This is a genomic window from Bacillus sp. S2(2024), assembly GCF_050474045.1.
Classification (GTDB): Bacteria; Bacillota; Bacilli; order Bacillales; family Bacillaceae_G; genus Bacillus_A; species Bacillus_A yunxiaonensis.
Genome location: NZ_JBFLUS010000003.1, coordinates 3,380,420 through 3,396,776, shown reverse-complemented (window position 1 = coordinate 3,396,776; position 16,357 = coordinate 3,380,420). Strand labels below are relative to the sequence as shown.

The 16,357-nt window shown below is 39.1% G+C and carries 14 protein-coding genes and 1 other annotated feature; of the genes, 12 read left to right on the top strand and 2 right to left on the bottom strand.

Annotated features, from left to right (window positions below):
• The first annotated feature begins 25 nt into the window (after positions 1 to 25).
• From recJ to AB1284_RS17190, 8 genes are all read left to right on the top strand, one after another.
• Positions 26 to 2,365 (top strand): single-stranded-DNA-specific exonuclease RecJ, encoded by a 2,340-nt coding sequence (gene recJ / locus AB1284_RS17225; RefSeq protein ID WP_429753753.1) that lies wholly within the window; start codon positions 26 to 28, stop codon positions 2,363 to 2,365.
• 47 nt (positions 2,366 to 2,412) lie between these two features.
• Positions 2,413 to 2,925 (top strand): adenine phosphoribosyltransferase, encoded by a 513-nt coding sequence (locus AB1284_RS17220; RefSeq protein ID WP_230574794.1) that lies wholly within the window; start codon positions 2,413 to 2,415, stop codon positions 2,923 to 2,925.
• 204 nt (positions 2,926 to 3,129) lie between these two features.
• The gene (gene relA / locus AB1284_RS17215; protein WP_429753754.1) at positions 3,130 to 5,310 is read left to right on the top strand and encodes a GTP diphosphokinase; all 2,181 of its coding nucleotides are present in this window, start codon (positions 3,130 to 3,132) and stop codon (positions 5,308 to 5,310) included.
• Between the two features lie 16 nt (positions 5,311 to 5,326).
• Positions 5,327 to 5,767 (top strand): D-tyrosyl-tRNA(Tyr) deacylase, encoded by a 441-nt coding sequence (locus AB1284_RS17210; RefSeq protein WP_429753755.1) that lies wholly within the window; start codon positions 5,327 to 5,329, stop codon positions 5,765 to 5,767.
• Between the two features lie 117 nt (positions 5,768 to 5,884).
• Positions 5,885 to 6,061: a hypothetical protein gene (locus tag AB1284_RS17205; protein WP_429753756.1), complete on the top strand. Its 177-nt coding sequence runs from the start codon at positions 5,885 to 5,887 to the stop codon at positions 6,059 to 6,061.
• Positions 6,062 to 6,130: 69 nt separating this feature from the next.
• Positions 6,131 to 6,360, top strand: a binding site (T-box leader).
• A 67-nt stretch (positions 6,361 to 6,427) separates the two neighbouring features.
• Positions 6,428 to 7,699: a histidine--tRNA ligase gene (gene hisS, locus AB1284_RS17200; RefSeq protein WP_429753757.1), complete on the top strand. Its 1,272-nt coding sequence runs from the start codon at positions 6,428 to 6,430 to the stop codon at positions 7,697 to 7,699.
• A gap of 14 nt (positions 7,700 to 7,713) precedes the next feature.
• On the top strand, positions 7,714 to 9,489 hold the full coding sequence (gene aspS / locus AB1284_RS17195; RefSeq protein WP_429753758.1) for an aspartate--tRNA ligase: 1,776 nt from the start codon (positions 7,714 to 7,716) through the stop codon (positions 9,487 to 9,489).
• Between the two features lie 133 nt (positions 9,490 to 9,622).
• On the top strand, positions 9,623 to 10,390 hold the full coding sequence (locus tag AB1284_RS17190; protein WP_429753759.1) for a tRNA threonylcarbamoyladenosine dehydratase: 768 nt from the start codon (positions 9,623 to 9,625) through the stop codon (positions 10,388 to 10,390).
• A 130-nt stretch (positions 10,391 to 10,520) separates the two neighbouring features.
• Here the strand turns inward: AB1284_RS17190 and AB1284_RS17185 are convergent, their stop codons facing one another.
• Entirely contained in the window at positions 10,521 to 11,162 is a 642-nt protein-coding gene (locus AB1284_RS17185; RefSeq protein WP_429753760.1) for an RsfA family transcriptional regulator, read from the bottom strand.
• Positions 11,163 to 11,199: 37 nt separating this feature from the next.
• Positions 11,200 to 12,486 (bottom strand): replication-associated recombination protein A, encoded by a 1,287-nt coding sequence (locus AB1284_RS17180; protein WP_429753761.1) that lies wholly within the window; start codon positions 12,484 to 12,486, stop codon positions 11,200 to 11,202.
• A gap of 366 nt (positions 12,487 to 12,852) precedes the next feature.
• Here AB1284_RS17180 and cymR point away from each other — a divergent pair, with 366 nt between their 5' ends.
• The 4 genes from cymR to AB1284_RS17160 all read left to right on the top strand — a co-directional run bounded on the left by cymR (position 12,853) and on the right by AB1284_RS17160 (position 16,351).
• Entirely contained in the window at positions 12,853 to 13,269 is a 417-nt protein-coding gene (cymR, locus tag AB1284_RS17175; RefSeq protein WP_090916825.1) for a cysteine metabolism transcriptional regulator CymR, read from the top strand.
• A 35-nt stretch (positions 13,270 to 13,304) separates the two neighbouring features.
• The gene (locus AB1284_RS17170; RefSeq protein ID WP_429753762.1) at positions 13,305 to 14,450 is read left to right on the top strand and encodes a cysteine desulfurase family protein; all 1,146 of its coding nucleotides are present in this window, start codon (positions 13,305 to 13,307) and stop codon (positions 14,448 to 14,450) included.
• A gap of 16 nt (positions 14,451 to 14,466) precedes the next feature.
• Positions 14,467 to 15,582, top strand: a complete 1,116-nt coding sequence (mnmA, locus tag AB1284_RS17165; RefSeq protein ID WP_429753763.1) for a tRNA 2-thiouridine(34) synthase MnmA — start codon at positions 14,467 to 14,469, stop codon at positions 15,580 to 15,582.
• 112 nt (positions 15,583 to 15,694) lie between these two features.
• Positions 15,695 to 16,351: a tetratricopeptide repeat protein gene (locus tag AB1284_RS17160; RefSeq protein ID WP_429753764.1), complete on the top strand. Its 657-nt coding sequence runs from the start codon at positions 15,695 to 15,697 to the stop codon at positions 16,349 to 16,351.
• Positions 16,352 to 16,357 lie beyond the last annotated feature (6 nt).

Below are 16,357 nucleotides of genomic sequence, written 5' to 3'. Positions count from 1 at the left end.
ATGGATAGGTTAAGGGGTGATTTCGTTGTTACAAGCGAAGACGCGTTGGAAAGAAAAGTATACTAATGAGGAACTTGTAGGACAGTTGGCAAATAAACTTCAATTGTCTCCTCTTGTTACTTCACTATTACTGAATAGAGGATTCGATACAGAAGAAAAGATTGTGGACTTTTTAAATACAGAGCAGCAAGAATTTCACGATCCGTTTTTATTAGAAGGTATGGACCGTACTGTAGAGCGTATTCGCCAAGCGATTCAAAACGGAGAGCAAATTTTAATTTTTGGTGATTATGATGCAGACGGTGTTAGTAGTACAACTGTTTTATTTTTAGCATTGCAAGAACTTGGAGCGGATGTGGAGTTTTATATTCCGAACCGATTTACAGAAGGATATGGGCCGAATGAAGAAGCGTTTCGCTGGGCGCACCGTGCTGGTTTCTCACTTATTATTACAGTTGATACGGGAATTGCAGCTGTTCACGAGGCGCAGGTTGCAAAGGAGCTGGGCGTTGATTTAATTATTACCGATCATCATGAGCCGCCGCCAGAATTGCCGGAAGCTTTAGCGATCATTCATCCGAAGTTAGATGGTGGTGTGTATCCGTTTCATTACTTAGCAGGTGTTGGAGTTGCGTTTAAAGTTGCTCATGCTTTGCTTGGGAGTGTGCCAGAACATTTATTAGAAATTGCAGTTATTGGTACAGTGGCTGATTTAGTGCCTCTTTATGGTGAAAACCGCCTACTCGTGCAACGTGGGCTGAAAAAATTGCGAACAACGCAGCGAGTAGGATTACAAGCACTCTTTAAAGTTGCTAATATTTCGCAAGGTGACATTACAGAAGAGAGTGTTGGTTTTGCAATTGGACCGCGCATTAATGCAGTTGGAAGATTAGAAGATGCAACGCCAGCTGTGCATTTACTATTGTCAGAAGATGTAGAAGAAGCAAAAGAACTTGCACAAGAAATTGATGAACTGAACAAATTGCGAAAAGATATTGTAAAGCAAATTACGGAAGAAGCGATTGTGGAAGTGGAAGCACATTATCCGCCAGAAGAGAATAAAGTATTAGTTCTTGCAAAAGAAGGTTGGAATCCTGGTGTAATTGGGATTGTTGCTTCAAAGCTCATAGATCGCTTTTATCGTCCGACAATTGTACTAAGCATTGATCCCGAAAAAGGGACGGCGAAAGGATCAGCCCGTAGTATTGAAGGCTTTGATTTGTATGCTAATTTATCAGATTGCCGGGACATTTTACCGCATTTTGGCGGGCATCCAATGGCTGCTGGTATGACTCTTAGTATGGATGATGTCGATGAACTGCGCCGACGCTTAAATGAGCAAGCGGCGGTTCAGCTATCAGATGAAGATTTTATTGCAGTCACTGCAGTAGATGCAGTATGTGAAGTGGAAGATGTAACGCTTGCTGCAATTGAAGAGATGCAAAAACTTGCCCCGTTTGGTGTCGGAAATCCAAAGCCGCGTATCGCTGTGAAGGATGCAGGTCTTGAAAGTATTCGCGCAATTGGTTCTGATGGTTCGCATTTGAAAATGACACTTCGTAATGGACAAGCGACATTAGATAGCATCGGTTTTGGTCTTGGTGCATTTGCAAAAGAAATTTCTCCTGTAGCGCACGTGTCGATCGTTGGAGAAGCTTCTATTAATGAATGGAATAATTTCCGTAAACCACAAATTATGATTCAAGATATTGCTGTAGAAGCTTGGCAATTATTTGATTGGCGCAGTATGCGTAATGTAGAAGCAAATCTCACCGATCTTTCGCGTGATAAATTGACAATCGTGTATTTTAAAGAAGAGGCATTGCAAAAGTTTTCTTTAGAAGCGTATACAGATTATCTCGTGCATGCCAAGGATGTGACAACATTAGAAGGTCGTTACGTTGTTGTTCTTGATTTACCAGATGCGACAGAAGATCTAAAGTCTATATGTGAAAAAGGATTCCCAGACCGTATTTATACTGTTTTTTATCAAGAAAACAATCACTTATTCAGTACGGTTCCAACGAGGGAACATTTTAAATGGTACTATTCATTTTTACATCAAAAAGCACCATTTTCTCTTCGACAATACGGAGAGCAACTTTGCCGTCATAAAGGTTGGTCAAAAGATACAGTAAATTTCATGACACAGGTGTTTTTTGAGTTAGAATTTGTTACAATAAAAGACGGTGTCATTTTTATGGCAGGAGAAATGAAAAAGCGTGATTTAACCGAATCAAACACGTATCGTGAGAAAATCAACCATTTACAATTAGAAAAAGAACTGGTTTATAGCACATATCAACAATTATATGCATGGTTTGAAACGATTCGTAATCATAAAGAAGTAGAACAGTTAGGATAAAGGATTTGTATTTACAATTCTTTTATATTTGAGGAGGATTCATAAATATGGATTTCAAGCAACATATTGCAATTGTACCGGATTATCCGAAAGAAGGTATTGTCTTTAAAGACATCACACCTTTAATGAATGATGGAAAAGCATATAAAGCAGCAACGGATGCAATCGTTGCGTATGCAAAAGAAAGAAATATCGACCTTGTAGTAGGACCAGAAGCTCGTGGTTTTATTATTGGATGTCCAGTTTCTTACGCATTAGAAGTGGGTTTTGCACCAGTTCGGAAATTAGGTAAATTACCACGCGAAGTAATTAAAGTAGATTACGGTAAAGAGTATGGTAAAGATGTGTTAACAATTCATAAAGATGCGATCAAACCTGGTCAACGAGTATTAATTACAGATGACCTATTAGCTACAGGTGGAACAATTGAAGCGACAATTAAGTTAGTAGAAGAACTTGGCGGTGTTGTTGCAGGTATCGCATTTTTAGTAGAGCTTACTTATTTAGATGGCCGTAAAATGTTAGACGGTTATGACGTATTAGTATTAGAAAAATATTAATTGTAAACAGGGCGGCATGTGGAGTACCCGTGAATCTCTTTGAGAGGATCGGGTATTTTTATATATTTGTTGAAAAAGTAAAGCGAAATGTTTGTAAAATCTTTTCCTTTTCACAATTCCCAATCATTACGTTATAATGGTAAAATAAAAATTATTCTAATTGGCAAGGAAAGAGATTATTAATCTTCAATAAAAGGTGATTAGATGGCGAATGAACAAGTACTAACAGCTGAACAGGTACTGGAGAGAGCAGGGCAATATTTACAAGATGATGATATCGATCTTGTTGCGCGCGCTTATGAATTTGCGCGTTCCGCACATAGTGAGCAATACCGAAAATCAGGGGAACCATATATCATTCATCCAATTCAAGTAGCAGGTATTTTAGTTGATTTACAAATGGATCCGTCTACTGTATCTGCAGGTTTTTTACATGATGTAGTAGAAGATACAGAGGTAACGTTAGAAGATATTGAGCGTGAATTTACAAAAGAGATTGCGATGCTTGTTGATGGTGTCACAAAGCTTGGAAAAATTAAATATAAATCACATGAGCAGCAACAAGCGGAAAATCATCGAAAAATGTTTATCGCAATGGCGCAAGATATTCGAGTGATTTTAATTAAACTAGCTGACCGTCTTCATAACATGCGTACGCTGAAACACTTACCCCAAGAAAAACAGCGTCGCATTGCAAATGAAACATTGGAAATTTTCGCACCATTAGCACATAGACTCGGAATTAATACGATTAAGTGGGAACTAGAAGATACAGCGCTTCGTTATTTAAATCCGCAGCAATATTATCGTATTGTCAATTTAATGAAACGCAAGCGTGCCGAACGTGAAGAATATTTAGATGAAGTTATGACAGAAATTCGTGACAAGTTAAAAGAAGTGGCGATTCAACCGGAGATTTCTGGTCGTCCAAAGCATATTTACAGTATTTACCGTAAAATGGCAATGCAAAATAAACAATTCAATGAAATTTATGATTTGCTAGCTGTTCGTGTTGTCGTAAATAGTATTAAAGATTGCTACGCAGTTCTAGGTATTATTCACACGTGCTGGAAACCGATGCCAGGCCGTTTTAAAGATTATATTGCAATGCCAAAAGCAAACTTGTATCAGTCGCTGCATACAACAGTAATTGGACCTAAAGGTGATCCGCTTGAAGTGCAAATTCGCACGAAAGAAATGCATGAAATTGCAGAATACGGAATTGCGGCACACTGGGCATATAAAGAAGGACAAGCGGTTGACACAACAGGAACGCTTGAGAAAAAATTAACGTGGTTCCGTCAAATTTTAGAATGGCAAAATGAAGCTTCGAATGCAGAAGAATTTATGGAATCCTTAAAAATTGATTTATTCTCTGATATGGTGTTTGTATTTACACCAAAAGGAGATGTAATGGAATTGCCCCTTGGTTCTGTTCCAATTGACTTTGCTTACCGTGTTCACTCTGAAATAGGGAATAAAACGATTGGTGCAAAAGTAAACGGTAAGATGGTGACTCTTGATTATAAATTAAAAACAGGTGACATCATTGAAATTTTAACATCTAAGCATTCATATGGCCCGAGTCAGGACTGGGTGAAATTAGCTCAAACATCGCATGCGAAAAATAAAATTCGTCAATTTTTCAAAAAGCAGCGCCGTGATGAGAATATTGAAAAAGGTCGCGAGCTTGTTGAAAAAGAGGTGCGAGGCCTTGAGTATGAGATGAAAGAAGTATTAGCATCTGATAACTTAAAACGTGTTGCTGAGAAATTTAATTTTGCAAACGAAGAAGATATGTTTGCAGCTGTTGGCTATAACGGCATTACCGCATCGCAAATTGTGACGCGCTTAACAGATAAATTCCGTAAGCAACGTGAAGAAGAAATAACGGAAGTAAAAGAAGTTCGAAAACCGATGAAAATTCGGAAATGGGATTCTGGTGTGAAAGTAAGTGGTGCGGATAATTTACTTATCCGTTTATCAAAGTGTTGTAATCCAGTTCCTGGTGATGACATCATTGGCTATATTACGAAAGGACGCGGTGTATCGATTCATCGTACAGACTGCGTAAATGTTCATACAGAAGAAGCACAAGAAAGATTGCTGGATGTAGAATGGGAAGGCAGCCCGGAAAAAGAAATTGAATACAACGTTGATATTGAAATTTCAGGATATGACCGCCGCGGTTTACTAAATGAAGTATTGCAAGCTGTAACAGAAACGAAAACATATATTTCGGCTGTTTCAGGAAGAAGCGACCGCAACAAAATGGCGACAATTCATATGTCTATTTCTATTCATAACTTACAGCATTTGAAAAAAGTTGTGGAACGTATTAAACGAGTTCCAGAAATTTATGCGGTGCGCCGCATGATGCATTAATTAGGAGTGAATATATATGAGAGTTGTCTTACAACGATCAAAAGAAGCATCTGTAACAGTGAAAGGAGAAGTTGTAGGACAAATTCCTTTCGGCTTAACACTATTAGTTGGAATCACACATGAAGATACAGAAAAAGATGCAACGTACATTGCTGAAAAAATTGCCAACTTACGCATTTTTGAAGATGAAAACGAGAAAATGAACCATTCTGTATTAGATGTTGGTGGACAAGTTCTTTCTATTTCACAGTTCACGTTATACGGAGATTGCCGAAAAGGAAGACGCCCAAACTTTATGGATGCAGCAAAGCCTGACTATGCAGAACATTTATACGATTTCTTTAACGAAGAACTTCGCAAACAAGGATTGCATGTAGAAACAGGACAATTTGGAGCGATGATGGACGTTCAGCTTATTAATGATGGTCCAGTGACTTTAATTGTAGAGAGTAAATAGTGATGGTGGAAGAGAGGGGATGTCTTCTCCTCTCTTTTTTGTAACAGCGTATAACCTCCACATCAATATGGAACACTAGTCATTAGAATTCCACTATTGAATGTGAGGGATATGCATATGCGTATGAATGAGAAAGGAAACGCTGTTACTAACGGAGCGAATCAATTGTTTAATGTGAATTTTCATGAGTTTATTTCAAAAGAATCGCAAAATACAACGCTTGAACTTGCTTCTGAATTTGGGCTTTCTTTAAAAGATGTGAAAACATTAAAGAAGCACCTTGGACGTTCTTGAGAACCTTGACAACATTTGTGAATAACCGTATAGTAGTAAACAAATTCGTCTTTTTACAGTTACATATGTTATAAACCGATGATAGAGAAGAGTAGATGAGAGACACATGAAAAGAGAGGAAATGTCCAGGGCTGAAAACATTTCTGCATGATGACTGATCGAATGACACTCTGTAGGTTTCGTCTTGAACAGCTTAGTGCTCAGTAGAGGTCGAACGCAATTTAAGCGTTATTAAAAAAGTGGAAGCATACGTGCTTCAATTAGGGTGGCACCACGGGTATTATACTCTCGTCCCTACTGTGTAATCAGTAGAGGCGGGAGTTTTTTTATTTTTATTATTATTGAAAAAATGAGGAGGAACTGAATATGTCTATTCAAATCCCACGCGGAACGCAAGATATCCTTCCTGGTACTGTTGAACTATGGCAGTATATTGAAGGACAAGCACGTGAAATTTGCCGTCGTTATAACTATAAAGAGATTCGTACACCAATTTTTGAGCACACAGAATTATTTTTACGCGGTGTTGGTGATACAACGGATATCGTACAAAAAGAGATGTACACATTCGAAGATCGCGGAGAGCGCAGCTTAACACTTCGTCCAGAAGGAACAGCACCAGTTGTACGTTCTTATGTAGAAAATAAAATGTTTGGTGACGCTACGCAGCCAACAAAATTATATTATATTGGACAGATGTTCCGTTATGAAAGGCCACAAGCAGGCCGTTACCGTCAATTTGTTCAGTTTGGAATTGAGGCGATTGGCAGTAATGATCCAGCAATTGATGCTGAAGTTATTGCGCTTGCTGTTGAGTTTTACCGCGGCATGGGCTTAAAGAATATAAAAGTTGTTTTAAATAGCTTAGGTGATGCAGCGAGCCGTAAAGCACATCGCGATGCATTAATCGCACATTTTGAGCCTCGCATCGGTGAGTTTTGTGCAGATTGCCAATCTCGTTTAGAGAAAAACCCACTTCGTATTTTAGATTGTAAAAAAGATCGCAATCATGAATTGATGGCAACAGCACCGTCTATTACAGAATATTTAAACGAAGAATCAAGTGAGTATTATGAAAAAGTACAAGAACTATTAACAATGATGGGCATACCATTTGAGAAAGATCCAAACCTTGTGCGCGGTTTAGATTATTATCAGCACACTGTATTTGAAATTATGAGTGAGGCTGAAGGTTTCGGGGCGATTACAACGTTAAGTGGCGGTGGTCGTTACAACGGACTTGTACAAGAAATTGGCGGTCCAGAAATGCCTGGTATTGGTTTTGCGATGAGTATCGAACGTTTAATTATGGCGCTGAAAGCTGAGAATATTGAATTACCAATTGTTCATAACATCGATTGTTATGTTGTAGCGCTTGGTGAAAAAGCGAAAGATCGCGCTGCAAAAGTTGTCTTTGATCTTCGTAAGGCTGGCTTAGTGGTTGAAAAAGATTACTTAGATCGTAAAATGAAGGCGCAGTTTAAATCAGCGGATCGTCTAAGTGCAAAATATGTAGCTGTATTAGGTGAGGATGAACTAGAAAAAGGGATTATCAACTTAAAAGATATGGCAACAGGCGAACAAGAAGAGGTTGCATTAGATGTATTTGCTTCATACGTAGCAGAAAAATTAGTGTAGGGGGAAGAGCAGAAATGGCTGAAAGAACACATGCATGTGGAAAAGTAACAGTAGAAGCAGTGGGACAAACAGTTCAATTAAAAGGTTGGGTACAAAAACGCCGTGATTTAGGCGGATTAATTTTCATTGACTTACGTGACCGTACAGGTATTGTGCAAGTTGTATTTAGTCCAGAGACTTCAAAGGAAGCATTAGAAATAGCAGAAACAATTCGCGGTGAATATGTGCTGCATGTAGAAGGTACAGTTGTTGAGCGTGCGGCTGGTGCAATTAATGAAAATATGGAAACAGGCCGTATTGAAGTACAAGCTACGAAAGTAAACGTATTAAATGCAGCAAAAACACCACCGATTATGATTACAGATGATACAGATGCATCAGAAGACGTTCGCTTAAAATATCGTTACTTAGATTTACGTCGTCCTGCTATGTACAACACATTTAAAATGCGTCACGACGTAACAAAAACAATTCGTAACTTCTTAGATAGTGAAGATTTCTTAGAAGTAGAAACACCGATTTTAACGAAAAGTACACCAGAAGGAGCTCGTGATTACTTAGTACCAAGCCGTGTACATGAAGGAGAGTTTTATGCACTTCCGCAATCTCCGCAGTTATTTAAGCAGCTTCTTATGGTCGGCGGTTTTGAACGTTACTACCAAGTGGCACGCTGCTTCCGTGATGAAGATTTACGTGCAGATCGTCAGCCAGAATTCACACAAGTCGACATTGAGACATCATTCTTAACACAAGAAGAAATTCTAGAAATGATGGAACGCATGATGACAAAAGTAATGAAAGAAGCAAAAGGTGTAGAGATTCATGCACCGTTCCCGCGCATGACATATGCAGATGCAATGGCTCGCTACGGTTCTGATAAGCCAGATACACGTTTTGCGATGGAGCTTATTGATCTATCAGAATTTGCAGCAAGCTGTGGTTTTAAAGTGTTCACAAGTGCTGTAGAGAGCGGCGGACAAGTAAAAGCAATTAATGCAAAAGGTGCAGCGAGCAAATATTCTCGTAAAGACATCGATGCATTAACAGAATTCGTAAAAGTGTACGGAGCAAAAGGGTTAGCTTGGTTAAAAGTTGAAGAAGACGGCTTAAAAGGTCCAATCGCAAAATTCTTTAACGAAGAAGATGCAAATGCACTTATGAGCACGTTAGATGGGGCTGCTGGTGACTTATTATTATTCGTTGCTGATAAGAAGAGCGTTGTTACAGATAGCTTAGGAGCACTTCGCTTACGTTTAGGTAAAGAACTTGAGCTAATTGATGAAAGTAAGTTCAACTTCCTATGGGTAACAGATTGGCCGCTTCTTGAGTATGATGAAGATGCTGATCGTTACTTCGCAGCGCATCATCCATTCACAATGCCATTCCGTGAAGATGTTGAGCTATTAGAAACAGCACCAGAAAAAGCGCGTGCACAAGCATATGACCTTGTATTAAACGGTTATGAGCTTGGCGGTGGATCACTTCGTATTTATGAGCGTGACGTACAAGAAAAAATGTTCAAAGCACTTGGTTTCTCACAAGAAGAAGCACAAGAGCAGTTCGGATTCTTATTAGAAGCATTCGAATACGGTACACCGCCGCACGGAGGAATTGCATTAGGTTTAGACCGCCTTGTAATGTTACTTGCAGGCCGTACAAACCTTCGCGATACAATTGCATTCCCGAAAACAGCAAGCGCAAGCTGCTTATTAACAGAAGCACCGAGCCCAGTTGCAGATGCACAGCTTGAAGAGCTTTATTTACAATTAAAAGTCAAAGAAGAGAAGTAAGAATGAATCCTAGATGGATATACTAATTCCATCTAGGTTTTTTTTGTTTTGGTATATAACTTTTTCTATACAAATAGTCGGAAAAACGCTAGAATACATGGTAGACCATTTTTGTAATAGGAGTGTAGACCGCATGTTACATCAATTTTCACGTAATGAATTAGCCTTCGGAAAAGAAGGTATTGAAATATTAAAAAATAGTACGGTTGGTATTTTAGGAATTGGCGGTGTTGGTTCGTTTGCAGCTGAAGCGCTAGCGCGTTCTGGCGTCGGTCGTCTTGTATTAGTTGATAAAGACGTTGTAGATATTACAAATGTTAATCGTCAAATCCATGCGTTACTTTCTACTGTGGGGCGTTCAAAAGTAGAATTAATGAAAGAGCGTATTGCAGACATTAACCCAGACTGCGAAGTTATCGGATTAGAAATGTTTTATACAGATGAAACATACGAAGAGTTCTTTAAACATGGTTTAGATTTCGTAGTGGATGCATCTGATACAATTACGTTCAAAATTCATTTAATTAAACAGTGCTTGCGACGTAAAATTAAAATCATTTCAAGTATGGGTGCAGCAAATAAAATGGATCCAACTCGTTTCCGTATTGCTGATATTTCAAAAACACATACAGATCCAATTGCAAAGGTAATTCGTACGAAGCTTCGTAAAGAGGGCATTAAAAAAGGTGTGAAAGTTGTATTCTCTGACGAAAATCCGATTGTGATTCGTGAAGACATTCGAAAAGAAATTGTTCCAGATGAAAATGCGAAAATTCGCAAAGCGAAATTACCACCTTCCTCTAACGCATTCGTTCCGTCTGTGGCTGGCTTAATTATGGCAAGTCATGTTGTGCGTGAACGTTTGAAGGATATAGAAGTAAAGCGTGTAGGACAAGAATAAAAAAGAGAGATGCACATGCATCTCTCTTTTTTATCCCGCTATTCACAAGCAGTAAGACTCCCACCTCAAGATTCAGAGAGAGGTGAGGAAGATGAGTGGAGGATAACCCCTCATTGATGGCAGTTTCACTTTATTGTGAAACAATTTCTAAATTTCCGTTCTCATCCATTTTAAAAATGGGTGCCATATGCCCATTTGGCTCGTCTAATATAACAAGCTTGCGAGCGCGGTCCATAATTCTGACAAGTGTTTCATAGTCTTCTTGTACAGATTGTTGTTGATTCTTCAACGTTTCAAGCTTTTTCTCTAATTCTTGATTTGTATTTCGCAGTTTTTCGAGCTGACGGCGTAATGTTTCGTTTTCGGTTTGCAACTTCGCTACACGCGGATTGTTCTGTTCAACGTTTTGAAGAAATGAAATGACATCTTGCATCGTAAGCGATGGCTGATTTGGGCTGAGTTCTTCTGAAAACTCAACATCAATTACGACACTTTTCTTCGGTCTCAAGCGTGATATTTGCTGTTTTTGCTGTGTTGCTTGTACCCGCTTCAATTCTTTCCGTTGTTTTTTTGCAATTTGCACAGCTTCTTCATAGTTTTGCCGAACTTCTGCATTCCAACGAAAGCCGCAAGCAGCGGATGTTCGATTTAATTGATCCCCAATTTCATCAAATGCTTTTAATTGGGTGCTGCCCTCGCGAATATGACGTAAAACGGTTTCTGCTAGAAGTAAATCTTCTTCCCCAGTCCATGCATCTTGGCGCATTTTCATTGCGAAACCCCCATATTTCATGTCGTTTTCGCTTATATTACCCTTTTGATTCGGTTTTATACGAATGTTGCAATCTTTCATAAACTGAAGCGAGTGCTTGTTCAAACTTTCCAGTTTTCTTTGGTTTATAGTATTGTTTGTTTTTTATTTTATCTGGCAAGTATTGCTGCTGAACCCATCCATTTGAATAATCGTGCGGATATAAGTAACCAATACCTCTACCGAGCGTTTCAGCTCCTTTATAGTGACTATCTTTTAAATGGGAGGGAACATCGCCTGTTTGTCCATTTCTAAGATCATGTAAGGCTGCATCAAGTGCTTTATATGCTGAATTTGATTTTGGTGATAAGCATAGTTCAATGACTGCATTTGCAAGCGGAATACGAGCTTCTGGAAAGCCAACGCGTTCTGCGGATTCAATGGCAGCTAGCGTACGCGGCCCGGCCTGTGGATTGGCAAGCCCAACATCTTCGTATGCCATAATAAGCAATCGTCTGCCAATACTTTGCATGTCACCAGCTTCAATAAGGCGAGCTAAATAATGAAGAGCTGCATTTACATCGCTTCCGCGCACGGATTTTTGGAAGGCTGACAATACGTCATAATGTGCATCGCCGCTTTTGTCGTGTACAAAGCTTTTCTTCTGTAGACATTCTTCAGCAATTTCAAGCGAGATTTCTACTGTTTCTTCATCTGTTGTAAAGCTAGATAAGACAGCGAGTTCAAGCGCATTGTAAGCAGAGCGCATATCACCGCCAGATGCGTTTGCAAAATGATGAAGAGCTTCATCTGTTACTGTGACATTGTACTCTCCTAGCCCTTTTTCCTCATCTGTTAAAGCGCGCTTTAATCCTTGTAAAATATTTTCTTCCGTTAAAGCGTGTAGCTCAAAAATTTGACAACGGCTCCGAATAGGGGAGTTAATTGCGTGAAATGGGTTGCTTGTCGTTGCTCCAATTAATGTAATGAGTCCGCTTTCTAAGTGAGGAAGAAGGAAATCTTGCTTTCCTTTATCTAAACGATGCACTTCATCTAAAATTAAAATAAGGTGACGATGCATTTTTGCCTCTTGGACAACAACTTCCATATCTTTTTTATTATGAGTAACGGCATTTAATAGACGAAAAGGTATACCGATGCTGCCGGCAATGGCACTTGCAATAGATGTTTTTCCTGTTCCGGGAGGTCCGTATAAAATCATTGATTGTAAATGCTTTGCTTGTACCATTCGCCATAAAATTTTGCCTTCTCCCACTACATGTTCTTGGCCGATAACTTCTGTAATATTGGTCGGACGCATTCGATGTGCGAGTGGTTGTTTCATATATAATCTCTCCTTAAGTGACCGTTCATTGTTTATCCCGCTATGCGCGGGCAGTAATGCTCCCACCTTGAAATTTGGTAAAACATTGTCCAGCTCCAGTGGCTCGTTCAGAAGTTAGATGGGAGATAAACTGCTAACATGCGCCCGATTGGTGAGGGCTGATTAAAGTTTCACTTTATGTTATAAATTCCGAGTTATTTGATATACTTATATGTTATCATTTCTGTTAGAAAAGTTGAAATTTCTTATCATACTATATTATGCTATAATTTCAAAGGATTTTGATTTCAGAGAGTGTTCTTCCTACTAAATAAAAGAATAACTAGCCAAGTAAAAGTGAAAGATTTGAAAAGAGGTGCAACATATATGAAAATCTCAACAAAAGGCCGTTACGGTTTAACGATTATGATTGATCTTGCAAAAAAATTTGGAGAAGGTCCAATTTCATTAAAATCAATTGCTCAAGCGCATGATCTATCAGAGCATTATTTAGAGCAACTCATTTCGCCGCTTCGTAATGCTCGTCTTGTAAAAAGTACACGCGGTGCATATGGTGGTTATGTATTATCGGATCAACCAATTAACATTACAGCTGGTGATGTCATTCGTGTATTAGAAGGGCCGATTAACGTAGTAGAAATGTTGGATGAAGAAGAGCCAGCACAGCGTCAGCTTTGGATACGTGTTCGTGATGCGGTGCAGGAAGTTCTTGATAGTACAACATTAGAAGATTTAGTACGTTATGAAGAAGAAAATAACGGTGGTTATATGTTTTACATTTAATTCCGTGTGTAACGATTTGGAAAGAAGGAGATATAATGGAACGCATTTACTTAGATCATGCTGCGACATCTCCGGCTCACCCAGAAGTAGTCGAAAAGATGATTCCATATATGACAGAAGCATTTGGTAACCCGTCAAGTATCCATTTCTTTGGGCGCCAAGGCCGTCATGCAGTTGATGAAGCAAGACGTGCGTGCGCGCGCAGCATCGATGCAAATCCAAATGAAATTATTTTTACAAGCGGCGGTACAGAGGCTGATAATTTAGCGCTTTTAGGCGTGGCTCGTGCGAATCGTAATAAAGGAAATCACATTATTACGACTGCAATTGAGCACCATGCGATTTTGCATACATGTAATGTGCTAGAACGAGAAGGGTTTGAAGTGACGTATTTACCTGTTGATGAAACAGGGCGTATTCGTATTTCTGATCTGCAAGAGGCATTAACAGATCAAACGATTCTTGTCTCGATTATGTTTGGAAATAATGAAGTTGGTACAGTGCAGCCGATAGGGGAAATTGGTGCTTTATTGAAAGAACACGATGCTTATTTTCATACAGATGCAGTACAAGCATATGGTTTAACAGCAATTGATGTGAAAGAGCTTGGTATTGATTTATTATCAATCTCTTCTCATAAAATTAACGGTCCAAAAGGTGTCGGCTTTTTATATGCAGGGCAGCATGTGAAATTTGAACCGCTATTAACAGGTGGAGAGCAAGAACGAAAACGCCGCGCTGGTACAGAAAATGTGCCGGGAATTGTTGGGCTTCAGCAAGCTGTTTTGTTAGCGGAGCAAGCTCGTGAGCAAAAAATTGCCCAATACAAGGGATTTAAAGATATAATGATATCTGTCTTGAAACAAGAAGACATTACTTTCGAGGTAAACGGAAACTTCGGACATAGCTTACCACATGTGTTAAATATAAGTTTTACAGGAATGAATATTGAGTCATTCCTTATGAACTTAGACTTAGCGGGAGTTGCGGTTTCAAGCGGATCTGCTTGTACGGCTGGCTCTATTGATCCATCACATGTGCTCGTAGCGATGTTCGGAAAAGAATCCGATAAAATACGTTCATCCGTGCGGTTTAGCTTTGGACTTGGCAATACGAAAGAACAAGTAGAAAAAGCAGCGTACGAAACAGTGAAGATCGTAAAGCGATTAACACAAAATTAATATAGGAGGTGACGTGATGAACAAACTACCTCACGAAACACGCGTTGTCATCGGGATGTCCGGTGGCGTTGATTCATCTGTAGCAGCGATGTTATTAAAAAAGCAAGGCTATGATGTAATCGGAATTTTTATGAAAAACTGGGATGATACGGACGAAAATGGCGTATGTACAGCAACAGAAGATTATAACGATGTGATTGAAGTATGTAACCAAATTGGAATCCCATATTATGCAGTCAATTTTGAAAAGCAATATTGGGATAAAGTATTTACGTATTTTTTAGATGAATACCGTGCTGGCCGTACCCCGAACCCAGATGTAATGTGTAATAAAGAAATTAAATTTAAAGCATTTTTAGACCATGCAATGGAGCTTGGGGCAGATTATGTAGCAACAGGGCACTATGCACGTGTAGCGTATATTGATGGTGAATATAAAATGCTGCGCGGCGTTGATGATAATAAAGATCAAACATATTTCTTAAATCAACTGAGCCAAGACCAATTATCAAAAACAATGTTCCCGCTTGGTGAATTAATGAAGCCTCAGATTCGTGAGATGGCGAAAGAAGCAGGCCTGGCAACAGCGACGAAGAAAGATAGCACAGGTATTTGCTTTATCGGAGAGCGCAATTTTAAAGGCTTTTTAAGCAACTATTTACCAGCGCAGCCAGGTAAGATGCAAACATTATCTGGTGAAGTCAAAGGAAAACATGACGGTTTAATGTATTATACAATTGGTCAACGTCATGGCCTTGGTATCGGTGGCAATGGTGATCCGTGGTTCGTCGTTGGAAAGAACTTAAAGGAAAACATTTTATATGTTGATCAAGGTTTCCATAATGAACTGTTATATGGTGACGAAGTATTTGCTACAAATGTAAGTTGGGTTAGCGATAAGCCGAAAGAAAAAGAATTTGCATGCACAGCGAAATTCCGCTATCGTCAAGCGGATAACGGTGTAAAGGTCCAAATCGTTGATGAGAATACCATTCGCATTCTTTGTGATGAACCAATTCGCGCAATTACGCCAGGACAAGCAGTTGTTTTCTATGATGGAGATGAGTGCTTAGGTGGTGCGACAATTGATGACGTATACCGTAATGGTAAGAAACTTGATTATTTAGGATAAGAAAGAAAAACCTCTGCCTTATAATGGTCAGAGGTTTCTTTTTAGTAAAGGCGAATTTTCGTTCGCTCGAAAAATAGATTCTTTGTTATAATTTGTTGTAGAGGTGAAAAATATGTCAAACAAGCTTGAAACAGGCATTCAATATATGCAAGAAGGAAACTGGGAAGAAGCAGCAAAGAATTTTACAGAGGCCATTGAGGAAAATCCAAAAGATGCACTTGGTTATATTAACTTTGCAAATTTATTAGATGTATTAGGAGACAGTGAGCGTGCTGTTGCCTTTTATAAACGTGCGATTGAATTAGATGAAAAATCTGCTACAGCGTATTATGGATTAGGAAATATATATTTCCAGCAAGAGATTTTTGCACAGGCGAAAGAAGCATTTGAGAAAGCGATGCAAGCAGGGCTGCAAACGGGAGATGTTTCGTTTATGCTTGGCATTACATATGTTCAGCTTGGAAACGATCGTTTAGCGCTGCCGTTTTTACAGCGTGCAGCTGAGTTAAATGAAGGTGATGTTGAAGCGATTTTTCAATGCGGATTATGCTTTGCACGCCTAGAACATGTAAAAGAAGCAAAACCTTATTTTGAAAAAGTTGTAGCACTTGATGAAGAACATGCAGATGCCTATTACAATTTAGGTGTAGTATATGCGTTTGAGGAAAATAGCGAGAAGGCGCTTGTGATGTTTAAGAAAGCTGTAGCCATTCAACCGGATCACTTTTTAGCGGGTAACGGCATTCGTTTATTAGAGCAAGACGCATAAAATGGA